The sequence below is a fragment of the Blastococcus sp. SYSU DS0616 genome (assembly GCF_054051015.1).
In genome coordinates this window covers 117292-139523 of sequence record NZ_JBJHAJ010000004.1, presented here as the reverse complement: position 1 = coordinate 139523, position 22232 = coordinate 117292, and the positions used below count along the sequence as shown (strand labels likewise).

Genomic DNA, 22232 nt, shown 5'->3' with positions numbered 1-22232 from the left:
GGTCACCGCCCCACCCAGCGCGGGTCCCGCTTCTCCGCGAACGCCCGCGGACCCTCGGCGGCGTCGGCGCTGGCGAACACGGTCGCGGTGGCCTCCTCGTTGGCCCGCCACGGATCGGTGCCGGTCCAGGACTCGTCCCAGTCGGAGCCGCCGCCGCTGGTGCGGTGGAGCATGCGCTTGGTGTGCCGCACCGACAGCGGCGCGTTGACGGCGATCCGGCCGGCCAGCTCCAGCGCCGCGTCGAGCACCTGCTCCGGCTCGACCACCGCGTTCACCAGACCCCACTCGAGGGCGGTGGCCGCGTCCACGCCGTCGCCGGTCAGCGCCAGCTCCAGCGCCCGCTTCAGGGGCACCTGGCGCTGCAGCCGGACGACGCCACCGGCGGCCGCGAGCAGCCCCCGCTTGACCTCCGGCAGGCCGAAGACCGCTCCGGACGACGCCACGACCAGGTCGCAGGCCAGGGCGATCTCGGTACCACCGCCCATGGCGAAGCCGTTGACCGCGGCGATCACCGGCTTGTCGATCCAGTGCCGCACCAGCCCGGCGAACCCCCACTCGGGGTGCCCGTCCGCGGCCACGGAGCGCTGCGCGGCCAGCTCCTTGAGGTCAGCGCCGGCGCAGAAGGCGCGCCCGGTGCCGGTCACGACCACCACGCGGACCTGGTCGTCCGCCGCCGCCTGCTCCAACGCCTCACCGACGGCCGTGGCGAGTGCCGCGTTCACCGCGTTGAGCGCGGCGGGCCGGTCGAGCGTGATCAGCCCGACGTGGCCGCGGACCTCGTACCGCGCCGCCGGCTCGGCGGCAGCAGCCGCGCTCACCGGGTGCCCAGCGCGTCGTGGGGGCCGTAGCCCCCGAGCAGCGGGATGCCGCGGTCGGCGATCAGCTCGCGGTCGGCCTCGAACAGCGGGTGGCCGGCGGCCCCCAGGTCGGTGCTCATGTCCGGTCTCCCCGAGGTGGGCGTCAGAGCCGCTCGATGATGGTGGCGTTGGCCAGGCCGCCGCCCTCGCACATCGTCTGCAGGCCGTAGCGGCCGCCGGTGGCCTCCAGGTGGGCGAGCATCGTCGCCATCAGCCGGGTGCCGGAGCCACCCAGCGGGTGGCCCAGCGCGATCGCGCCGCCGTTGGGGTTCAGCCGCTCGGGGTCCGCCCCCAGCTCCCGCTGCCAGACCAGGGGCACCGGCGCGAAGGCCTCGTTGACCTCGTAGGCGTCGATGTCGTCGATGGACAGCCCCGAGCGCTCGAGCACCTTGCGGCTGGCCGGGATCGGGGCGGTGAGCATGAGCAGCGGGTCGTCGCCGGCGAGGGCGAAGGTGTGGAAGCGGGCCCGGGGGGTCAGCCCCAGCTGCTCCGCGGTGTCCTCGCCCATGATGAGGGCAGCGGAGGCGCCGTCGGTCAACGGCGAGGAGTTGCCCGGGGTGATCTTCCAGTCCAGGTGGGGGTAGCGCTCGCGCATGGCCGGGCTGTCGAAGGACGTCTTCAGCCCGGCCAGCCCCTCGGCGGTGGTGGAGGCGCGCACCGTCTCGTCCTGGTCGTGCACCGTCTCCGCACCGTCGGCACCGATGACCGCGACCGGCACGATCTGGTCCTTGAACTGGCCGGCCGCGGCCGCTGCGGCGGCGCGCTGGTGGGACCGGGCCGAGAACGCGTCGAGCTCCTCGCGGGTGAGTGCCCAGCGGTCGGCGATCAGCTCGGCGGAGACACCCTGGTTCACCAGACCCTCGGGGTAGCGGGCGTGCATCGAGGGGCCGAGCGGGTCCTCCCCCACGGTGGCGACGCCCATCTTGACGCGGCTCATCGACTCCACGCCGCCGGCGACCACGATGTCGTAGGCGCCGGCCATGACACCCTGCGCGGCGAAGTGCAGGGCCTGCTGGCTCGAACCGCACTGCCGGTCGACGGTGGTGGCCGGCACGCTCTCGGGCCAGCCGGCCGCCAGCACGCCCTGCCGGCCGATGTTGAGCGACTGCTGCCCGACCTGGCTCACGCAGCCGGCGATCACGTCGTCGACGCGGGCCGGGTCGAGGTCGGACCGCTCGGCGAGGGCCCGCAGCACCGTCGCGAGCAGCTCCACGGGATGCGTGCCGGAGAGAGCCCCGCCGGGCTTCCCCTTGCCGGAGGCGGTGCGGACGATGTCGACGATCACGGCGCTTCTCATGACGGTTCTCCCTGGTTGGATCGATCACGGTCCCCGGTGGGCGCGAGCAGCGCGTCGTGCTCGCCCGGCGCCGGGGTGTGGGGGTCGGCGGTGGTGTCGAGGCTCGAGTGCCGGGCGGGCGTCCGGACGACGTCGACGGCCTGGCCCGCCTGTCGGATGGTCAGTTGCAGGCCGCGGCGGGCGTCCGGCTGCGAACCGACGACATACGGCCGGTCGGCGAGGTGGCTCGGCGACGTCGTCGCGCTCATGGGCTCCTCCGTCGAGCGGCTGTGTTGACATAGCGATAGCTAAGTACCGAGCATGAGCCCCCCGTCCCGGGCCGTCAAGACACCGACCCGCGGCCGGTCACCCCACCCCACCGGCGAAGGTGGCCAGCCGCCCGTGGATCAGCTCGTGTGCCTCGCGGATCATGCAGTCGAGCACCTCGGCGACGGCGGGGACGTCGTGGACCAGCCCCTGGCTGATGCCCGACGTCCAGATGCCGCGCTCCAGATCGCCCTCCTCGAACACCAGCCGGCCGCGTGCGCCGGCGACGAGGTCGCGGACGTCGTCGAAGGCGCCGCCGTCGGCCAGGATGCCGACGACCTCGCGGCTGACCGTGTTGCTCGCCACCCGGGCGGTGTTGCGCAGCGAGCGGAAGATCAGCTCGGTGTCGCGCTCGGTGGCCTCGACGATCCGCTGCTTCACCGCGTCGTGCACCGGGGACTCCTGGGTGCACAGGAACCGGGTGCCCATGGTGACGCCCTCGGCGCCCAGCGCCAGGGCGGCCACGAGGCCGCGGGCGTCGGCGATGCCGCCGCACGCCACCACCGGGATGCTCACGGCCGAGGCCGCGGCCGGGACGAGGACCAGGCCGGGCACGTCGTCCTCACCCGGGTGCCCGGCGCACTCGAAGCCGTCGATGCTGATCACGTCGACGCCCTCGGCCTCGGCGCGCCGGGCGTGCCGGACGCTGGTGCACTTGTGCACCACGGTGATCCCGGCGTCCTTGAAGAACGACATGTGCTCGGCCGGGTTGGCGCCGGCGGTCTCCACGATGCGGACCCCCGAGGAGGCGATGACGTCGCGGTACTCGGCGTAGGGCGGCGGGTTGATCGACGGCAGGATCGTGAGGTTGACGCCGAACGGGCGGTCGGTCAGGTCGCGGCACCGGGCGATCTCCTCGCCCAGCGCCTGCGGGGTCGGCTGCGTGAGGGCGGTGATCATCCCCAACCCACCGGCGTTCGACACGGCGGCGGCCAGCCCCGCCCGCCCCACCCACTGCATGCCGCCCTGGATCACCGGGCGCTCGATGCCGAGGAGCCGGGTGAGGCGGGTGGCCAGCCGCGGCGCCGGTGCCGTGCGGGTCACCGCGGCGCCATCCGGATGGCGCCGTCGAGGCGGATCGTCTCGCCGTTGAGCATCGGGTTGCCGACGACGGCCGCCACGAGGTCGGCGTACTCCTCCGGCTGACCGAGCCGGCTGGGGTGCGGCACCTGGGCGCCGAGGCTGGCCCGCAGGTCCTCGGGCAGGGCGCCCAGCAGCGGGGTCTCGAAGAGCCCGGGCGCGATGGTGACGACCCGGATGCCGTAGGAGGCGAGGTCCCGGGCGATCGGCAGCGTCATGCCGACGACGCCGCCCTTGGAGGCGGAGTAGGCGGCCTGCCCGATCTGACCGTCGAACGCGGCGACGGAGGCGGTGTTGACGACCACCCCGCGCTCCTCGCCGTCGACCTCGTTGCCGGCCATGGCGGTGGCGCCCAGGCGGATCACGTTGAAGGTGCCGATCAGGTTGACGCCGACGACGCGGTCGAAGTCGGCGAGCGGGAAGGGCCCCTTCTTGCCGACGGTCTTGTTGGCGGCGCCGATCCCGGCGCAGTTCACGACGACGGCGAGCGTGCCCTCGTCGTTGGCGGCGTCCACGGCCGCCTGGACGGCCGCCTCGTCGCGGACGTCGGCACCGGCAAACCGGACAGGGTCGCCCAGCGCACCGAGGGCCGTCTGGTCCGCGGTGGGCAGATCGAGGGCCACGACGCGGGCACCGCCGGCCACGAGCCGTCGGACGGTGGCCAGGCCGAGACCGGACGCACCCCCGGTCACGAGCGCGGTCTTTCCCTGCAGTTGCACGATCAGCCTCCCGACGCGAATACCTATACCTAGCGCTCGCTAACCTAGGCGCGCGTCGGCCGTAGGGCAACGGTCTGCAGCGTGGCGCCCACCGCCCGCGCACCGACCGGGGCGACGACGGGCCAGGGGCTCGGGTCCGGCCCGGGCCGGACTCCGGCGCCGCCGTCGGTGGCCGCGGGCAGGGGTTCTCCGCGGTGCCCGTGCGGAGAGGCCGGACGCCGGGCACGGCACCACCGTGGAGCCGACGAGGGGACTCGAACCCCTAACCGCCCGATTACAAGTCGGGTGCGCTACCAATTGCGCCACGCCGGCGGGACGTGGGGACAGGTCCCGGGCACGAGTCTAGGGACAGGGCCGACGAGAACTCCGCCGCGTCGGCGACGCGGCCGGGGCCGATGGACAGCACGCCGAGCCAGGGCATCGTCTCGGCGGCCTCCGGATGGACGGCGGTGGACGGCGGCAGGGGCCGCAGGTCAGGCGGCCTCGGTCTCCGCGGTGGGGTCGGCGGGCGGCGGTGAGCTGCGGACGAAACCGGCCGGGTCGGCGCTGCCGAGCGGGGCGGCGGCGAGCCAGCGGGCGAACCCGGCCGGGTCGCGGCGCTCCAGCTCGTCGAGGACCTGCGCCCGCCGGGCGACCAGCCGCTGCCGCACCGCGGGCGCCAGCGGTCGCTGCAGCTCGGCGCTCGTGCGCCGCCACTCCTCGCCGAGCGTGGCGGTCGACGCGCCCGCCACGGCGGTGGACGGCGTCCAGCCGGTGGGCACCGGACCGGCGCCCACCGACGTCACCGGGCGGGCCGGTGCGTCGCGGCGGTCACGCAGCCAGCGGAGGGCAGCCCAGCCCGCGGCACCGAACCCGATCAGCAGCAGCGCCGCCGCTCCTCCGGCGAGCACCGCCGTTCCGCTCACCACCAGCAGCACGCCGACCGTCACGGCCGCGGCCTGCCCCGCCACCTCGAGCGTCGACCGGCGCGTCGGCCCCGGGGTCTCGCGGGCGACGCCGGCGGCGACGCACCCGGCCAGCGCCCCGGAGACGCAGACGGCCACCAGCCCGGGGCCGCGCAGCGCGATGCCGCCGACGACCGCGATGACAGCGGCACAGGCCAGGCCCAGGCCGATCACGAACCTGACGAGAGGACCACGGAGGGGCACGGAGAGCTCCACGGGGGCGACGGGGGCGGGCACCGGGCCGCGGGAGTGCACCCGCGCCCCAGGCACCGCCACTACCCGCCTCCGGGCACCGATGCACACGGGATCCGGCCCGATCCCCCACCTGGCCTGGGCCCGGGGAGCACCGGGCAGGATCGGCGTCGTGGGGTCCTCCGTGGTCGACGTCGATCTCCGGCTCGGCGTCGTCCTGGTGGCCCTGACCGCGCTGGCCGCCACGGGCGGTCGCCTGTCCGGGCTCGGCGAGGACCGGTCGGTGCTCGTGGCGGCAGTGCGCGCCACCGTGCAGCTCGCCGTCGTCTCCACCGTCCTGCTGGTCGTCGTCGAGTCGCTGTGGCTCTCCGCCGTCTTCGTGCTGCTCATGGTCTCGGTCGCGAGCGTCACCGCCGCCGGCCGGGCCACCGGCCTGCCGCTGCGCTCCCCCGGAACGGCGCCACGGCTGGCCGCCGTCGCCGCTCCGGTGGTCGGCGGCGCCGGCCCCGTGGTCGCGCTCGTGCTGGCCAGCGGGACCGTGCCGCTGCGCGGGGAGGCGGTCATCCCCATCGCCGGCATCCTCATCGGCGGCGCGATGACCGCCACCTCCCTGGCGGGTCGGCGGCTGCGCGAAGAGCTGGCGCAGCGGCGCGGCGAGGTGGAGGCGGCGCTCGCGCTCGGGCTGCTCCCCCGGGACGCGGTCCTGCTCATCGGCCGCCCGGTCGCCGGCACCGCGCTCGTGCCGCCCCTCGACCAGACCCGCACCGTCGGGCTGGTCACCCTGCCCGGCGCCTTCGTCGGCGTGCTGCTGGGCGGCGGCAGCCCGCTCGAGGCCGGCGCGGCACAGCTGCTGGTGCTCGTCGGGCTGCTGGCCACGGAGGTGCTCGCCGTCTGGGCCGTCACCGAGCTGGTCGCCCGGGGCCGGGTGCTGCCGGTCCCCCGGTGATCCGGGCATCCAGGAAGCTCACAGCCAGCCTCCAGCGTTGCGCCAGTGGCGGGGCCGACAGTGGGTTCCGATGCAGCGGCCGCACGGCCGCGAGGAGAGGAACGGACGCGTGAGCGAGCACCAGCACCAGTACCCCGGCGCAGGCCAGCAGTACGGCTGGCAGCCACCGCTGTCGACGCCCCACCAGCCGACGACGCCGCAGCCGGTCACGTCCCCGGGCTACCCCGGCTACGGGGGGCTGCCGTCACCGGCGGCCGAGCAGCCGCCGTCCCGGCGCGGGAGCCGGCTGCGCATCGGCCTGGCCGGCCTCGTCGCCGGCGCGCTCATCGGCGGGGGCGCCGGAGCCGGCGTCACCGCGCTGCTCGACGAGCCGGTCGCCGGCACCAGCAGCTCCGCCGCCGCGCAGAGCGTGACCACCGAGAACCCGGAGCGGGCGACCACGGCCACGGCCGCCGCGGCGAAGGCCGCCCCCAGCGTCGTGACCGTCTACGTGACCACGGGCACCAGCGCGGGCAGCGGGTCCGGCGTCGTCCTGACCGCCGACGGCTACGTGCTCACCAACAACCACGTCGTCGCCGCCGACGGCGCCGGCTCCGGCACGGTGCAGGTGCGCACCGCCGACGGCACCCTCTACGACGCCGAGGTCGTCGGCACCGACCCCGCCTTCGACCTCGCCGTGCTGCGGCTGGAGGGCGCCGACGACCTGGTCCCGGCGACCTTCGCCGACTCCGACGAGGTGCAGGTCGGTGACATCGCCGTTGCCATCGGCGCCCCGCTCGGCCTGTCCAACACGGTCACCGACGGCATCATCAGCGCCACCGGCCGCGCGGTGGCCACCGGGTCCACGCAGGACGACGCGACCGTGCTCGACGCCATCCAGACCGATGCCGCGATCAACCCCGGCAACTCCGGCGGCGCGCTCGTCGACGGCGCCGGCGAGGTGATCGGCATCAACACCGCGATCGCCACCGTGGCCTCCGGCATCCCGGGTGCGCAGGGGCAGAGCGGCAACATCGGCGTCGGCTTCGCCATCCCCGGCAACACCGCGCAGCGGGTGGCCCAGGAGATCATCGAGACCGGCACCGCCACCCGCGCCTTCCTCGGAGTGACTCCCCGGACCGCCGCCGACGACCAGAACCGCGAGGTCGGCACCGGCGCGGAGGTGGTCACCGTGCACCCCGGTAGCGCCGCCGAGGAGGCCGGGCTGGAGCCGGGCGACGTCGTCACCGCCGTCGGCAAGCGCCCCGTCACCACGTCCACCGAGCTGACCGCCGCGATCCGCAGCCGGACCCCCGGCGAGACGGTCCAGCTGACCGTGCGCCGCGGCTCCGACACCCGCACCGTCGAGGTCACCCTGGGCTCGACCAGCTGACGCCCGCGGCGACCACCCGGACCCGATCCCTAGGCTGGGCCGGGTGGCCGCTCCCCCGCTGACCGTCCCGCTGGCCGGGTCGCTCGACGACCCGGCCCGCGCCCGCGATCTGACCCGGATGAAGCGGCTGGCGACCGGGCTGTTCCTGCTGGCCGCCGCCGTCTTCCTCGCCTGCGTGCTCCTCGGCGAGGACGCCGGCGCGTGGGTGGGCTACGTGCGGGCGACGGCGGAGGCCTCGATGGTCGGCGCGCTGGCCGACTGGTTCGCCGTCACCGCGCTGTTCCGGCACCCGCTGCGGCTGCCGATCCCGCACACCGCGATCATCCCGCGCAAGAAGGACCAGATCGGCGAGAGCCTGGGCGCCTTCGTGCAGGAGAACTTCCTGACCCGCGCCGTCGTGGCGGAGAAGCTGGCCACCATCGACGTCCCCGGCCGGCTGGGCGCGTTCCTGGCCGCCCCCGGCCGGGCCGAGCGCCTGGGGGGCGACGCCGCGACCGCGCTCACCGGCCTCACCCACCTGCTCAAGGACGACGACGTGCAGCCCGCCGTCGCCGCGCTGGTGGACCGCAAGCTGCACGAGACGCCCGCCGCCCCGGCGCTGGCCCGGGTGCTCGAGCTGGTGGTCGACGGCGACCGCCACCAGGAGGTCCTCTCTGCGGCGCTGCGGCTCATGGCCCGCTTCCTCGACGAGAACCGGCTGGTCTTCCGGGCCCAGCTGGGGGATGCCTCCCCCGCGTGGGTGCCGGACTGGGTGGACGACCGGGTCTTCGACCGGGCGTTCGCCGGGATGCACCAGTTCATCGCCGAGGTGGCCGCCGATCCGCGGCACGAGCTGCGCCGCTCCTACGACGCCCGGCTGCGCGCCTACGTGGACGCGCTGCGCACCGACCCGGCCACCGCCGCCCGGGTGGAGGAGTTCAAGCACGAGGTGCTGGCCCACCCCGCGGTGCGCGAGTGGTCCGGGTCGCTGTGGACGACGGCGAAGGACACGGTGCTGGCCGCCGCGGCCGACCCGGAGTCACCGCTGCGCGCCCGCGTGACCGCGCTGATCCGCGACGGTGCGCGGCTGCTGCAGACCGACCCGACCGTGCGGGAGCTGGTCCAGCGGCACAGCGGCCGGGTGGCCGGCTACGTCGCCGAGCGGTTCTCCGGCGACCTCGCCGACCTGGTCAGCAGCACCGTGGCCCGCTGGGACACCGACGAGACGAGCCGGCGGATCGAGCTGCAGGTGGGCCGGGACCTGCAGTGGATCCGGGTCAACGGCACCGTCGTCGGCGGCCTCGCCGGCCTGGTGATCTACACGGTCGCCCAGCTGCTCGGCTGACCGCACTGATGATCAGGTGACCTGATCAACAGGGGTCCTGGCTCAGCGTCGACAGTGAGCCAGGACCACCAGAGGTGAGCCAGGACGACGGAGGAGCGGCGAGCCGGCCGTCAGCGGCGCGCGGCCCCCACCTGGTAGAGCGCGATGCCGGCGGCGACGCTCACGTTGAGCGACTCGGTGTCCCGGGCGATGGGGATGCGGACGACGACGTCGCACTTCTCCCGCACCAGCCGCGAGAGCCCGGTGCCCTCGGCGCCGACGACCAGGGCGACCGGGTCGGCGAAACCGTCGTACTCGTGCAGGTCGACGTCGCCATCGCCGGCCAGCCCGACGGTCTGCAGCCCGGCGTCCTGGTACGCGGCGAGCGCGCGCGGCAGGTTCACCGCACGGGCGACCCGCAACCGGGCCGCGGCCCCGGCGCTGGTGCGCCAGGCCGACGCGGTCATCCCGACCGCGCGACGCTGCGGCACGACGACGCCGTGGGCGTCGAACGCGGCCGCCGAGCGGACGACCGCCCCGAGGTTGCGCGGGTCGGTCACGCCGTCCATCGCCACGATCAACGGGGCCCGGCCGGAGTTCCGCGCCAGGTCCAGGAGGTCGTCGGGGTGCGCGTAGTCGTACGGCGGCACCTGCAGGCCGATGCCCTGGTGCAGGGCGCCCTGCGACATGCGGTCGAACTCGGGCTTGGTCACCTCCAGCAGCGGCAGCCCCCGGTCGCTGGCCAGGTGCAGCGCCTCGGTGATGCGCTCGTCGGCGCCTGGGCGGGTGGTGTCACCGGTGACGACGTACAGCGCCATCGCCGGGATCTGCGCGCGCAGCGCCTCGACGACGGGGTTCCGCCCGAGCAGCAGCTCGGGTGACTCCTCGGCCCGCTGACGGGCGCGCGCCCGGTCGGCGCGCTGGCGCTCCTGCGCCTGGGCCTTGCGCTGGGCGGGGTGCCCGTACCGCTGCTCGGCGGGCGGGGTGGCACCACGACCGGCGAGGGAGCGCCGGTTCTTGCCACCGGTCCCCGCGGTCGCCGTCTTCTTGCCCGCACCCGTCGTGCGGCCGCGGCGCTGGCTGTTGCCGGCCATCAGTGGGTCAGCTCCCATCGGGGTCCCTGGGGGGTGTCCTCGACGGTGACGCCGAGGGCGGCGAGCTGGTCGCGGATCGCGTCCGCCGCCGCGAAGTCCTTGCGCGCCCGCGCCGCCTGGCGCTGCTCGAGCGCCAGGGCCACGAGGCCGTCCGTCGCGCGGGCGAGCCGGTCGTCGGCACCGGTGGCCGCCCACTGGGGGTCGAGCGGGTCCAGGCCGAGCACGCCGAGCATCGCGCGCACCGAGCCGAGCGTGCCCGCGACCGCGGTGTCGTTCCCGTCGGCGAGGGCCGTGTTGCCCTCGCGGACCGTGTCGTGGATCGCGGCGATCGCCGCGGGCGTGCCGAGGTCGTCGTCGAGCGCGGCGCTGAAGTCGGCGCAGAGCACCGGCACGCCGGCGTCGGCGCCCACCCGCTCGGCCGCGCGCTTCACGAACGACTCGATCCGCCGGTAGGCCGCGCCGGCCTCCTCGAGTGCGGCGTCGGTGAACTCGACCGTCGAACGGTAGTGCGGTGCCACCAGGTAGTAGCGCAGCTCGACCGGGCGCACCCGCCGCACGACCTCGTCGACCAGCGCGGTGTTGCCCAGCGACTTGCTCATCTTCTCGCCGCCGAGGGTGACCCAGCCGTTGTGCAGCCAGTACCGGGCGAACCCGTCGCCGGCGGCCCGCGACTGCGCCTGCTCGTTTTCGTGGTGCGGGAACCGCAGGTCCAGCCCGCCGCCGTGGATGTCGAACTCCGCGCCGAGGTAGCGCTCGGCCATCGCCGAGCACTCGAGGTGCCAGCCGGGGCGGCCGCGGCCCCACGGCGTGGGCCAGGAGGCGGTCGCCGGCTCGCCGGGCTTGGCAGCCTTCCACAGCGCGAAGTCCCGCGGGTCGCGCTTGCGCTCGTCGGTGTCGGTGTCCGCGGCGGGCTCGAGGGCGTCGAGCTGCTGACCGGTGAGCGCCCCGTACTCGGGGAAGGACCGGACGTCGAAGTAGACGTCGCCGTCGACGGCGTAGGCGTGCCCGCTGTCGATCAGCCGCTGCATGAGCTCGACCATCTCCGGGATGTGCCCGGTCGCGCGCGGTTCGTAGGTCGGCGGTAGGACGCCGAGCACGTCGTAGGCGCGCGTGCTGGCCCGCTCGAACTCGTACGCCCAGGCCCACCACGGGACGTCGCGCTCGGCGGCCTTGGTGAGGATCTTGTCGTCGATGTCGGTGACGTTGCGGACGTAGGTGACCTCCAGGCCGCGCGCGGTCAGCCAGCGGCGGAGGACGTCGAAGGAGACCGCCGCCCGGACGTGCCCGACGTGCGGCGGGCCCTGCACGGTGAGACCGCAGACGTAGACGGACGCCTGCCCGGCACGCAGGGGCGTGAAGTCGCGGACCGCGCGGGCGGCCGTGTCGTACAGGCGGAGGCTCACTGCGTGGAGTCTACGGAGCGACGTGACCGGCCCGTGCGGCGTCGGTGACGTCCTCCCCCGTCCGGACCACCAGGGCGGTCGCCACCGCGGCCCGGCCCTCACCGCGACCGGTGAGCCCGAGGCCGTCGGTGGTGGTCGCCGTGACGCTGACCGGGGCGCCGAGCGCGGCGGAGAGCACCGCCTCGGCCTCCCCCCGGCGCGGACCCACCTTGGGCGCCGTCGACACCAGCTGCACCGCGGCGTTGCCCACCCGCCAACCCGCGGTGGCGAGCACCTCTCGCACGTGGGTGAGCACGTCGGCGCCGCGTGCGCCGGCCCAGCGGGGGTCGTCGGTGCCCAGCAGCCCGCCGATGTCACCGAGCCCGGCGGCGGAGAGGACGGCGTCGGTGAGCGCGTGGGCGACGACGTCGCCGTCGGAATGCCCCGCGCAGCCGTCGGCGCCGGGCCACTCGAGGCCGGCGAGCCAGCAGGCCCGGCCGGGCTCGATCGGGTGGACGTCGGTGCCGATGCCGACCCGCGGCAGGTCGCTCACCGGGGCACCTGGCTCGCCGTCAGGCCCACACCCAGCTCCGCCAGCGCCAGGTCGTGCGGCACGGTGATCTTCGCCGACCGCTCGTCACCGGGGACGGTGTGCACCGGAACACCTGCGGCACGGACGACGGCGGCGTCGTCGGTGAGCTCGGCGGCGTCGTCCAGCGCGGCGTAGGCGGCGACCAGGGTGGCCCGGTGGAAGCCCTGCGGTGTCTGCACCCGGCGGAGCGGGGCGCGGGGCACCGCATCGGTGATCGCGCCGTCGTCGTCCACCAGCACGGTGGTGTCGACGACGGGCAGCACCGGGACGACGGCACGGGCACCGGCGGCCACGGCGTCCAGCACCCGCGCGACCGCCGCGGGCGGGGTCAGCGGGCGGGCGGCGTCGTGCACGAGGACGACGTCGGCCCGTGGACCGGCGGCGGCCAGGCCGGCGCGGACCGATGCGGTCCGGGTGGCACCGCCGTCGACGAGCCGGACCTCCGGCGGCAGGACCGCCGCGAAGGCGGCGCGCTCGGCGGCGGGGACGGTGACCACGATCTCGGCGACCCCGCCCGCGCGCAGGCCGTCGACGGCCCAGCAGACCAGCGGGCGCCCCGCGAGCGGGACGAGCGCCTTCGGCCGGTCGGCCCCCAGACGCGAACCGCTCCCGGCCGCTGCGACGATCGCGACAGCGTGCACGGGAGCGGTTCGGGGGGAACGCGGAGCGCTCAGCTGGCGAGGACCTCGTCGAGCAGGACCTCGGCCTTGTCCTCGTTGGTGCCCTCGGCGAGCGCGAGCTCGCTGACCAGGATCTGGCGGGCCTTCGAGAGCATGCGCTTCTCGCCGGCGGAGAGGCCGCGGTCCTTGTCGCGACGCCACAGGTCGCGGACCACCTCGGCCACCTTGTTGACGTCGCCGGAGGCCAGCTTCTCGAGGTTGGCCTTGTAGCGGCGCGACCAGTTCGTCGGCTCCTCGGTGTGCGGGGCGCGGAGCACCTCGAACACTCGGTTGAGCCCCTCCTGACCGACGACGTCACGGACGCCGACGATCTCTGCGTTGTCGGCCGGCACGCGCACGGTGAGGTCGCCCTGGGCGACCTTCAGCACGAGGTAGGCCTTCTCTTCACCCTTGATCGTGCGCTTCTCGATCGCCTCGATGAGCGCGGCACCGTGGTGCGGGTAGACGACGGTCTCGCCGACAGTGAAGCCCATGTGGATGTGACCCCTTTCGCTTCCCCCAGGTTAGCACGGCAGACTGACCAACGGATCGGCACCGGGCAGTAAATCTGCAGGTCAGCGGCCTGGGCCAGAGCCGCGGAGGGGTTGACAGAGCGTGGTTGATGTGCCTGCGGCGGCCGCCCCTCGGGGTGCGACGGCCCGCGCGCTGTTCCGCGCGACGCACCCGGGCCCGGCCCTCGCGGTCACCACCACGGCCACCCTGCTGGCCGTGGCGGCCGACGTGCCGCCGGCCCGGACCGCGCTGCTCTGCGCTGCCGTCCTCGCAGGTCAGGCGTCCATCGGCTGGAGCAACGACTGGCTCGACGCCGACCGCGACCGCGCCGTCGCGCGGGCCGACAAGCCGGTCGTGCAGGGCACCGTCGGCCCCGCCGTCCTGCGCCGTGCCGCCCTGTCCGCCGCCGCCGCGGCCGTCGTCCTCTCGCTCCTGCTGGGGCTCCTCCCCGGCGCGCTGCTGCTGCTGCTGGTCGCCAGCGGGTGGGCCTACAACGCCGGGCTCAAGCGCACCGCGTGGTCCGGCGCCGGCTACGTCGTCGGGTTCGGGGCCCTGCCGGCCGGAGTGGTCACCGCCGCCCCGGGGAGCCCCGCACCCCCCTGGTGGCTGATCGCCGCCGGCGCCGCACTGGGCGGCGCCGCCCACCTCGCGAACGTCGCTCCCGACCTCGAGGACGACCTGGCCACCGGGGTCCGCGGGCTCCCGCACCGGCTGGGACCGCGGGTCTCCGCCGCCTGCGGCGCGCTGCTCCTGGCCGGGGCGACGCTGGTGCTGGTGCTCGGCCCCCCGGGCGCGCCCGGGCCGACGGGGTGGGCCGCCCTCGCCCTGGCCGTGCCGGCCGCCACCGTGGCCGCGCTCTCGGGGACGGCGCGCTTCCGGGGGCTCGCCTTCCCCGCCGTGATGCTGCTGACGGTGCTGGACGTCGCGCTCCTGGTGGGCAGCGGTGCCACCCTCGGCTGACGCCCCAGGGCCGAGGGGAACCCGCGACGCCCGCCGCTCCCTGCGGGCGGGGCGCGCAGGCGCCCGATAGGCTCCGGAGGTTCCCGCGCCACCGATCCCCGGTGGCCGGTACGGTCCTGCTGGAGGTCGACAGCTGTGAACCGCGCTCTGCGCGCCGCCACGATGGGCGTTCTGCTCTTCTCCCCGCTCGCCCTCTCGGCGTGCAGCGCCGGCCAGGTCACGCAGACCGCCACGCAGGAGCGCGACAAGGTGGGCGCGATGGCCCAGGTCGGCGACATCGTCCTGCGGCAGGTCGCGGTCACGCACCCCGAGGGCGGCCGCTACGAGGCCGGGGACGACGCCACCCTGCGGCTGGCGATCGTGAACACCGGTGTCGAGGACGAGACCCTGACGGGGGTCACCGGCGAGGGCTTCGGCGAGGCGACGATCAGCGCGGGCGAGGCAGCGGCGACCAGCACCGTCCCGCCGAACACCGGTGGCGGCGTCACCGGCTCCACGGACGCGCCCACCGGTGACGACGGCGAGCTGGAGATCCCCGCGGGGACGACCGTCTTCCTCGGGGAGGACGAGGGCCCCGCGATCACGCTCACCGACCTCGATGAGGAGCTCACGACCGGGGGGCTGGTCGAGCTGACCTTCACCTTCGAGAACGCCGGCGAGATCCCCCTGACGGTCCCGGTGGCCACCCCGGACGAGGTCCTGGAGCGCGGCGAGTCGTTCGACTTCCACCACTCGGAGGAAGAGGGCGGCCACGGCGCCGAGGAGATCGCCCGCGAGCGGGAGTCCGACGTCGGCGACGCCGAGTGACCCTCCCGCTCCACCGCTCTTCCGCCGTCTTGTCGTAGCTCGGGGTTAGCGTCGCCGCGTGCCGCCCGCCGGAGTGAAGACCGCCCGCCCTGCCCACCGCTGCACCGAGTGCGGCTACGCCTCGGCCAAGTGGGTCGGGCGCTGCCCCGAGTGCCAGGCGTGGGGCAGCCTGCAGGAGGTCGGCGCCCCCGCCACCGGGCTGCGGGCCGTCTCGGCCGGCCCGGTGAGCGCCCCCGCCCGCCCGATCGCCCAGGTCGAGCTCGCGGGCGCCCGCGCCGTCCCGACCGGCATCGCGGAGTTCGACCGCGTCCTGGGCGGCGGGCTGGTGCCGGGCGCGGTGCTCCTCGTCGCCGGGGAACCCGGGGTCGGCAAGTCCACGCTCCTGCTCGAGGTGGCCCACCGGGTGGCCGCCGCGGGCGGGCCGGCCCTCGTCGTCTCCGGGGAGGAGTCGGCCGGCCAGGTCCGGCTGCGCGCGGAGCGGATCGGCGCCCTGCACGACCGGCTGTACCTGGCCGCCGAGACAGAGCTCTCGGCGGTGCTGGCCCACGTCGAGGCCGTCAACCCCTCGCTGCTGATCCTCGACAGCGTGCAGACCGTCCGCTCCCCCGCCGTGGAGGGCACCGACGGCGGCTCGACGCAGGTGCGCGCCGTCGCCTCGGCCCTGACGGGCGTGGCGAAGACCCGGGGCATGACCACGATCCTCGTCGGCCACGTCACCAAGGACGGCGCCATCGCCGGCCCGCGCACCCTCGAGCACCTGGTCGACGTCGTCGTCTCCTTCGACGGCGAGCGGCACTCGACGCTGCGGATGGTACGGGCGACGAAGAACCGGTTCGGCCCGGCCGACGAGATCGGCTGCTTCGAGATCGGCGACAGCGGGGTCGTCGGCGTCCCCGATCCCTCGGCGCTGTTCGTGTCGCGTCGCACCGACCCGGTACCGGGCAGCTGCGTCACCGTCACCCTCGAGGGCAGCCGACCCCTGCTGGCCGAGGTGCAGGCCCTCGTGGCGAGCACGAGCGGCGGCGGCTCCCCCCGGCGGGCCGTCAGCGGGCTGGACTCGCAGCGGGTCGCCATGGTGAACGCGGTGGTGGAACGGCGTGGGCGCGTCAAGCTCGCCGAGGCCGACGTGTTCGCCGCCTCCGTCGGTGGGGTGCGGATCGCCGAGCCGGCGGCGGACCTGGCCCTGGCGCTGGCGATCGCGTCGGCCGCCAAGGACGCCCCACTGCCGGCCGGCCTGGTGGCACTCGGCGAGGTCGGCCTCTCCGGGGAGATCCGCCGGGTGGGGGGCACCGGCCGCCGGCTGGCCGAGGCCGCCCGCCAGGGCTACCGCGTCGCGCTGGTGCCCCCCGATGCCGGGCAGGCCCCGGCCGGCATGCGGCTGATCGAGGTCCCCGACCTGGGGGCCGCCTTCCACCGCATGTTCTGAGCCCGTAGGGTTTCGTATGGGGGTCGCGGGCGGACGCCGACACCCCCCGAGCCTGCCCGGCCCCCGACGGGGCCACGTAGACTCGGCCACCGAACCACTCGACCGTCAGGAGCGCTCGTGCCCGCCGACGTGGACCCCGAGGTCGCCCTGCGCGAGCTCCTCGGCCGCATCGCCCCCGGCACGGCGCTGCGCGACGGCCTGGAGCGCATCCTGGCCGGCCGCACCGGCGCGCTCATCGTGCTCGGCTACGACCGGGTGGTGGAGTCGATCTGCACCGGTGGCTTCGCCCTCGACGTCGCCCTCTCGGCCACCCGGCTGCGGGAGCTGGCGAAGATGGACGGCGCGGTGATCGTCTCCTACGACGGCAGCCGCATCGTCCGGGCGGGCGTGCACCTCATGCCCGACCCCACGGTTCCGACCGAGGAGTCGGGCACCCGGCACCGCACCGCCGAGCGGGTCGCCGTCCAGACCGGCTACCCGGTGATCTCGGTGAGCCAGTCGATGCACATCATCAGCGTGTACGTCGCCGGCCGCCGGTACACCCTCGAGCACCCCACGACGATCCTCGCCCGAGCGAACCAGGCGCTCGCCGCGCTGGAGCGCTACAAGCTCCGTCTGGACGAGGTGGCGAGCACGCTCTCCGCACTCGAGATCGAGGACCTCGTGACCGTGCGGGACGCGATGAGCGTCAGCCAGCGGCTGGAGATGGTCCGCCGCATCGCCGACGAGATCGAGGGCTTCGTCGTCGAACTGGGCACCGACGGGCGGCTGCTGGCCCTGCAGCTGGACGAGATGCTGGCCGGGGTCGAGGAGGACCGTGGACTGCTCGTGCGCGACTACCTCCCCGCGGCGGGGCGGCGCCACCGCACGATCGACCAGGTGCTCACCGACCTGCGGGCGCTGACCGCCACGGAGCTGCTCGACCTCTCGGCGGTCGCCCGGTGCTACGGGCTGCCGACGTCGCCGGACGCGCTCGACTCCCCCGTGAGCCCGCGGGGTTACCGGCTGCTCGCCCGGGTGCCCCGGCTGCCCGCCGGCATCATCGACCGGCTGGTCGAGCACTTCGGCGGACTGCAGAAGCTGCTCGCCGCCACGATCGAGGACCTGCTGGCCGTGGAGGGCGTCGGGGAGGCCCGCGCCCGGGGTATCCGGGAGGGCTTGTCCCGGCTGGCCGAGACCTCGATCCTCGACCGCTACAGCTGAGGCTCCGGGACGAGCCTCGTCCCGGACGGGGGCCTCACTGGAGGGTGATCGGGGCATCCCCGGACACCTTGGTGTCCAGCCGGCCACGCAGCACGTAGTCACCCGCCGGCGGGGTCACCCGGGGAGCGGTGCAGGTCGGCTCGCTGGTCAGCCCGCCCCACACCACGGGGAGGACGACCGGCTCCCCCGGCGCCAGCGTGCGCTCGTCGTCGCTGCTCTCCGGGAAGCAGTCGTTGCTGCCCCAGACCCGCGCGCCGTCGGCGTCGACCATCACGAGCTCCTGCAGCTGCTTGTCCAGCCTGCGCACGCACGGCACCGGCGAGGAGTTGACCACCACTAGCTCGAAGGTCGGCTTGCTGCCCACGGGCGCCGTCCCGGGGGTGCGCACCTCGAGGTCCAGCATGTCGTCGGTGCAGGGCCCACCCGGGGTCGGGCCCGCCGGTACCGGCGGCTCGCTGGGTGGCGGCGTCGTCCCCGGCGCCCGGACCCCGGAGGCCGAGGGCACCACCCGCTCCAGGGCGGGCGTCTCGGACGGCGCGGCGCCGCCGGCCGGCGCGGCCGCGGGACCGCTCCCCCCGCTGCTGGTCAGGAGGCTCACCGAGAGCCACGCCAGGCCGCCGAGAACGGCCAGCAGGAGGACCAGCACGGTCAGCCGACGCCGCCAGTAGACGGCAGCGGGCAGCGGACCGACCGGGTGCAACACGCGGGGAACGCTAGTGCGCCCGGTGCGGACTGGTCCGCTCGGCACGCCGCGCCGTGCGCACGGCAGACTGGACGCCCGTGACCGGTCCGACCTCCCCCGCGGCCGCACCTGTCGGCGAGGTGATCGTCGACTGGTACGCCACCGCCGCCCGCGACCTCCCCTGGCGGACGCCAGACGTCGAACCCTGGGCCGTCCTGGTCAGCGAGGTGATGCTGCAGCAGACCCCCGTGGCGCGCGTGGAGCCCGTCTGGCGCGACTGGATGACCCGGTGGCCCACCCCGGCAGAGCTCGCCGCAACGCCGCCCGCCGAGGTGATCCGGGCCTGGGGGAAGCTCGGTTACCCCAGACGAGCCCTGCGGCTGCGGGAGGCCGCGATCGCGATCACCGAGCGGCACGGCGGCGTCGTCCCCGCCGACGTCCCCGCCCTGGAGGCGCTACCGGGCGTCGGCACGTACACCGCCCGGGCCGTCGCCTGCTTCGGGTACGGCCGGCGCCAGCCCGTCGTCGACACCAACGTCCGCCGCGTGGTGGCGCGGCTGGTGCACGGTCGCGCGGAGGCGGGCAACGCCCGGGCCGCCGACCTCGTCGACATCGCCGCGCTGGCACCGGAGGACGACGGCCGCGCCGTCCGCTTCTCGGTCGCGGTGATGGAGCTGGGCGCGCTGGTGTGCGTCGCCGGCACCCCGCGGTGCGGCGCGTGCCCGGTGCGTGACCGCTGCGCCTGGCGGCTGGCCGGCTCCCCGGCCCACGAGGGCCCGCCCCGGCGGGTGCAGAAGTTCACCGGCACCGACCGCCAGGTGCGTGGCCGGCTGCTGGACGTCCTGCGGGCCGCCCACGAGCCCGTGGACACCGCGGCGCTGGAACCGGCCTGGGCCGACGCGGTCCAGCGGTCCCGCTGCCTGTACTCGCTGCTCACCGACGGGCTGGTCGAGCAGACCGCCGACGGGAGATTCGCCCTTCCGACGTGAGGCGCCCTGCGAGGGTCGGCCTGCTGGGCGGGGCCGGAGGCTCCCCACGCGGGTCGACGAAATGGCTCGACGCAGCCGGGGTACGGCACCTGGCCGCGGTGCGATCCGGAGGATCGCCATGTCACGACGACAGGGGCCGCCCCCACCTCGCGGTGGGAGCGGCCCCTGTCGTGGTCCTGCCGGCCTTACTCCGCCGAGGCGGAGCCGTTCTCGTCACCCTCGGCGCCCGAGAGGGCCACCGGCGGGGTGTCGGGCAGGTCGACCGGCTTGGCCTCGCCGCGGAAGGTGAACTTCGCGTCGGTGCCCTCGCCCTCGACGTCCACCACGATGATCTGCCCGCCGGACAGCTCGCCGTAGAGGATCTTCTCGCTCAGCGCGTCCTCGATCTCGCGCTGGATGGTCCGGCGCAGCGGCCGGGCGCCCAGCACGGGGTCGAAGCCCCGGGCGGCCAACAGCTTCTTCGCCGGCGGCGTGATCTCCAGCGCCATGTCCTTGTTCGCCAGCTGGCTCTCCACCCGGCTGACCATCAGGTCGACGATCTGGACGATCTCCTGCTCGGTCAGCTGGTGGAACACGACGATGTCGTCGATGCGGTTGAGGAACTCCGGCCGGAAGTGCTGCTTGAGCTCCTCGTTGACCTTGAGCTTCATCCGCTCGTAGTTCGACTGGTCGTCGTTGCCGGCCTGGAAGCCGAGGCCCACGGCCTTGGAGATGTCCCGCGTACCGAGGTTGGTGGTGAGGATCAGGATCGTGTTCTTGAAGTCCACGATCCGGCCCTGACCGTCGGTGAGCCGACCGTCCTCGAGAACCTGCAGCAGCGTGTTGAACACGTCCGCGTGCGCCTTCTCGATCTCGTCGAAGAGGACCACCGAGAACGGCTTGCGCCGCACCTTCTCGGTCAGCTGGCCACCCTCGTCGTAACCGACGTACCCCGGAGGGGCACCGACGAGGCGGGACACGGTGAAGCGGTCGTGGAACTCACCCATGTCGATCTGGATGAGCGCGTCGTCCTCACCGAACAGGAACTGCGCCAGCGCCTTCGCCAGCTCCGTCTTACCGACACCCGAGGGGCCGGCGAAGATGAAGGAGCCACCGGGACGGCGCGGGTCCTTGAGGCCCGCCCGCGTGCGCCGGATCGCCTGGCTGACGCTCTTGATGGCCTCTTCCTGGCCGATGATCCGCTTGTGGAGCTCGTCCTCCATGCGGAGCAGACGGGTGGTCTCCTCCTCGGTGAGCTTGAAGACGGGGATGCCGGTCCAGTTGGCCAGCACCTCGGCGATCTGCTCGTCGTCGACCTCGGCGACGACGTCCATGTCGCCGGCCTTCCACTGCTTCTCGCGCTCGGCCTTCTCGCCCAGCAGCTGCTTCTCGGTGTCGCGCAGCGATGCGGCCTTCTCGAAGTCCTGCGCGTCGATCGCCGACTCCTTCTCGCGGCGGACGGCCGCGATCTTGTCGTCGAACTCGCGCAGGTCCGGCGGCGCGGTCATCCGCTTGATCCGCATCCGCGCGCCCGCCTCGTCGATCAGGTCGATCGCCTTGTCGGGCAGGAAGCGGTCGGAGATGTACCGGTCGGCCAGCGTCGCGGCGGCCACGAGCGCGCCGTCGGTGATGCTGATCCGGTGGTGCGCCTCGTACCGGTCGCGCAGCCCCTTGAGGATCTCGATCGTGTGGGCCAGCGTCGGCTCGCCCACCTGGATCGGCTGGAAGCGGCGCTCGAGCGCGGCGTCCTTCTCCAGGTGCTTGCGGTACTCGTCGAGCGTGGTGGCGCCGATGGTCTGGAGCTCGCCGCGGGCCAGCATCGGCTTGAGGATGCTGGCGGCGTCGATCGCGCCCTCGGCGGCACCCGCCCCGACGAGGGTGTGGATCTCGTCGATGAACAGGATGATGTCGCCGCGGGTGCGGATCTCCTTGAGCACCTTCTTGAGCCGCTCCTCGAAGTCACCGCGGTAGCGGGAACCGGCGACGAGCGCACCCAGGTCGAGGGTGTAGAGCTGCTTGTCCTTCAGCGTCTCGGGCACCTCGCCCTTGACGATCGCCTGGGCCAGGCCCTCCACGACGGCGGTCTTGCCGACGCCGGGCTCGCCGATGAGGACCGGGTTGTTCTTGGTGCGCCGCGAGAGCACCTGCATGACCCGCTCGATCTCCTTGGCCCGCCCGATGACCGGGTCGAGCTTGGAGTCGCGCGCGGCCTGGGTCAGGTTGCGGCCGAACTGGTCGAGGACCAGCGAGGTCGACGGCGTGCCCTCGGCGGGGCCGCCGGCCGCGGCCGGCTCCTTGCCCTGGTAGCCGCTCAGCAGCTGGATGACCTGCTGGCGGACGCGGTTGAGGTCGGCGCCGAGCTTCACGAGGACCTGGGCGGCGACGCCCTCGCCCTCGCGGATCAGGCCGAGCAGGATGTGCTCGGTGCCGATGTAGTTGTGGCCGAGCTGCAGCGCCTCGCGCAGCGACAGCTCCAGGACCTTCTTCGCCCGCGGGGTGAAGGGGATGTGCCCGGACGGCGCCTGCTGGCCCTGCCCGATGATCTCCTCGACCTGCTGGCGGACACCCTCGAGCGAGATGCCGAGGGACTCCAGGGCCTTGGCAGCGACGCCCTCACCCTCGTGGATCAAACCCAGGAGGATGTGCTCGGTGCCGATGTAGTTGTGGTTGAGCATCCGGGCCTCTTCCTGGGCCAGGACGACGACACGGCGGGCTCGGTCGGTGAACCGTTCGAACATCTGCTGCTTCTCCTCTGACCGGCTGGTCCGGCGCTGCCCTCCCCGTGCTGGGAAGGAGCACCCGACGTCCGTCGGCGCGCGGGGGCACCGGTCTTTCCACTGTAGTCGCGGACCACGCCGTCCCGTCGTCGTCCGACGGTTCCGGTGGGTGGCTGTCCGTTCCAACCACCCCCTGGCAGGTGGTGTTCCGCC

General features: G+C 74.6%; 22 protein-coding genes and 1 tRNA gene. 8 read left to right on the top strand and 15 right to left on the bottom strand.

The genetic code is table 11. From position 1 onward, the window contains the following. Positions 1 to 2: 2 nt before the first annotated feature. The 8 genes from ACI79K_RS04510 to ACI79K_RS04475 all read right to left on the bottom strand — a co-directional run bounded on the left by ACI79K_RS04510 (position 3) and on the right by ACI79K_RS04475 (position 5377). Positions 3 to 818, bottom strand: a complete 816-nt coding sequence (locus tag ACI79K_RS04510) for a crotonase/enoyl-CoA hydratase family protein (RefSeq protein WP_456588105.1) — start codon at positions 816 to 818, stop codon at positions 3 to 5. Beyond that, positions 815 to 937 (bottom strand): hypothetical protein, encoded by a 123-nt coding sequence (locus tag ACI79K_RS04505; protein ID WP_456588106.1) that lies wholly within the window; start codon positions 935 to 937, stop codon positions 815 to 817. The genes ACI79K_RS04510 and ACI79K_RS04505 overlap by 4 nt, the downstream gene beginning before the upstream one ends. A 23-nt stretch (positions 938 to 960) precedes the next feature. Then, positions 961 to 2154: a thiolase family protein gene (locus ACI79K_RS04500; RefSeq protein ID WP_456599077.1), complete on the bottom strand. Its 1194-nt coding sequence runs from the start codon at positions 2152 to 2154 to the stop codon at positions 961 to 963. Further along, entirely contained in the window at positions 2151 to 2402 is a 252-nt protein-coding gene (locus ACI79K_RS04495; protein WP_456588108.1) for a hypothetical protein, read from the bottom strand. Before ACI79K_RS04495 ends, ACI79K_RS04500 begins: the two co-directional genes overlap by 4 nt. 97 nt (positions 2403 to 2499) lie before the next feature. Then, complete coding sequence (locus ACI79K_RS04490) at positions 2500 to 3504, bottom strand: NAD(P)H-dependent flavin oxidoreductase (RefSeq protein WP_456599076.1); 1005 nt, start codon at positions 3502 to 3504, stop codon at positions 2500 to 2502. Beyond that, a complete protein-coding gene (locus ACI79K_RS04485; protein WP_456588110.1) occupies positions 3501 to 4259 on the bottom strand; it encodes an SDR family NAD(P)-dependent oxidoreductase in 759 nt (252 codons plus the stop codon). Before ACI79K_RS04485 ends, ACI79K_RS04490 begins: the two co-directional genes overlap by 4 nt. Positions 4260 to 4495: 236 nt before the next feature. Beyond that, a tRNA-Thr gene (locus ACI79K_RS04480) sits at positions 4496 to 4571 on the bottom strand. Between the two features lie 161 nt (positions 4572 to 4732). After that, positions 4733 to 5377, bottom strand: coding sequence for a hypothetical protein (locus tag ACI79K_RS04475; protein ID WP_456588111.1), 645 nt, complete (start codon positions 5375 to 5377; stop codon positions 4733 to 4735). A gap of 190 nt (positions 5378 to 5567) precedes the next feature. Between ACI79K_RS04475 and ACI79K_RS04470 the strand changes: the two genes are divergently transcribed. From ACI79K_RS04470 to ACI79K_RS04460, 3 genes are all read left to right on the top strand, one after another. Further along, on the top strand, positions 5568 to 6341 hold the full coding sequence (locus ACI79K_RS04470; protein WP_456588112.1) for an ABC transporter permease: 774 nt from the start codon (positions 5568 to 5570) through the stop codon (positions 6339 to 6341). 109 nt (positions 6342 to 6450) lie between these two features. Continuing rightward, positions 6451 to 7713 carry a S1C family serine protease gene (locus ACI79K_RS04465; protein ID WP_456599075.1) on the top strand — a complete coding sequence of 421 codons (1263 nt, stop codon included), beginning with the start codon at positions 6451 to 6453 and terminating at the stop codon, positions 7711 to 7713. A 43-nt stretch (positions 7714 to 7756) separates the two neighbouring features. Beyond that, a complete protein-coding gene (locus tag ACI79K_RS04460) occupies positions 7757 to 9037 on the top strand; it encodes a DUF445 domain-containing protein (protein ID WP_456599074.1) in 1281 nt (426 codons plus the stop codon). Positions 9038 to 9147: 110 nt separating this feature from the next. On the opposite strand, the gene rlmB is transcribed toward ACI79K_RS04460, so the two are convergent. Genes rlmB through ACI79K_RS04435 form a run of 5 tightly spaced genes read right to left on the bottom strand, consistent with a single transcriptional unit; the run spans position 9148 to position 13237 of the window. Next, on the bottom strand, positions 9148 to 10128 hold the full coding sequence (rlmB, locus tag ACI79K_RS04455; RefSeq protein WP_456588115.1) for a 23S rRNA (guanosine(2251)-2'-O)-methyltransferase RlmB: 981 nt from the start codon (positions 10126 to 10128) through the stop codon (positions 9148 to 9150). After that, entirely contained in the window at positions 10110 to 11513 is a 1404-nt protein-coding gene (gene cysS / locus ACI79K_RS04450; protein ID WP_456599073.1) for a cysteine--tRNA ligase, read from the bottom strand. Before cysS ends, rlmB begins: the two co-directional genes overlap by 19 nt. 10 nt (positions 11514 to 11523) lie before the next feature. After that, a complete protein-coding gene (ispF, locus tag ACI79K_RS04445) occupies positions 11524 to 12045 on the bottom strand; it encodes a 2-C-methyl-D-erythritol 2,4-cyclodiphosphate synthase (protein ID WP_456588117.1) in 522 nt (173 codons plus the stop codon). Beyond that, positions 12042 to 12725: a 2-C-methyl-D-erythritol 4-phosphate cytidylyltransferase gene (ispD, locus tag ACI79K_RS04440; protein ID WP_456599072.1), complete on the bottom strand. Its 684-nt coding sequence runs from the start codon at positions 12723 to 12725 to the stop codon at positions 12042 to 12044. Before ispD ends, ispF begins: the two co-directional genes overlap by 4 nt. A 29-nt stretch (positions 12726 to 12754) precedes the next feature. Further along, positions 12755 to 13237 (bottom strand): CarD family transcriptional regulator, encoded by a 483-nt coding sequence (locus ACI79K_RS04435; RefSeq protein ID WP_091929357.1) that lies wholly within the window; start codon positions 13235 to 13237, stop codon positions 12755 to 12757. Between the two features lie 121 nt (positions 13238 to 13358). On the opposite strand from ACI79K_RS04435, the gene ACI79K_RS04430 reads away from it, so the two are divergent. The 4 genes from ACI79K_RS04430 to disA all read left to right on the top strand — a co-directional run bounded on the left by ACI79K_RS04430 (position 13359) and on the right by disA (position 17652). After that, entirely contained in the window at positions 13359 to 14216 is an 858-nt protein-coding gene (locus ACI79K_RS04430; RefSeq protein WP_456599071.1) for a UbiA family prenyltransferase, read from the top strand. Between the two features lie 135 nt (positions 14217 to 14351). Continuing rightward, positions 14352 to 15023, top strand: a complete 672-nt coding sequence (locus ACI79K_RS04425) for a hypothetical protein (RefSeq protein WP_456588120.1) — start codon at positions 14352 to 14354, stop codon at positions 15021 to 15023. Positions 15024 to 15081: 58 nt separating this feature from the next. Then, positions 15082 to 16449 carry a DNA repair protein RadA gene (radA, locus tag ACI79K_RS04420; RefSeq protein ID WP_456588121.1) on the top strand — a complete coding sequence of 456 codons (1368 nt, stop codon included), beginning with the start codon at positions 15082 to 15084 and terminating at the stop codon, positions 16447 to 16449. A gap of 117 nt (positions 16450 to 16566) precedes the next feature. Beyond that, a complete protein-coding gene (gene disA, locus ACI79K_RS04415) occupies positions 16567 to 17652 on the top strand; it encodes a DNA integrity scanning diadenylate cyclase DisA (RefSeq protein WP_456588122.1) in 1086 nt (361 codons plus the stop codon). Positions 17653 to 17686: 34 nt separating this feature from the next. Here the strand turns inward: disA and ACI79K_RS04410 are convergent, their stop codons facing one another. Next, a complete protein-coding gene (locus tag ACI79K_RS04410) occupies positions 17687 to 18355 on the bottom strand; it encodes a MucR family transcriptional regulator (RefSeq protein ID WP_456599070.1) in 669 nt (222 codons plus the stop codon). A 77-nt stretch (positions 18356 to 18432) separates the two neighbouring features. Between ACI79K_RS04410 and ACI79K_RS04405 the strand changes: the two genes are divergently transcribed. Next, a complete protein-coding gene (locus ACI79K_RS04405; protein WP_456599069.1) occupies positions 18433 to 19323 on the top strand; it encodes an A/G-specific adenine glycosylase in 891 nt (296 codons plus the stop codon). Positions 19324 to 19508: 185 nt separating this feature from the next. On the opposite strand, the gene ACI79K_RS04400 is transcribed toward ACI79K_RS04405, so the two are convergent. Then, positions 19509 to 22040: an ATP-dependent Clp protease ATP-binding subunit gene (locus ACI79K_RS04400; RefSeq protein ID WP_456588125.1), complete on the bottom strand. Its 2532-nt coding sequence runs from the start codon at positions 22038 to 22040 to the stop codon at positions 19509 to 19511. Positions 22041 to 22232: the final 192 nt, after the last annotated feature.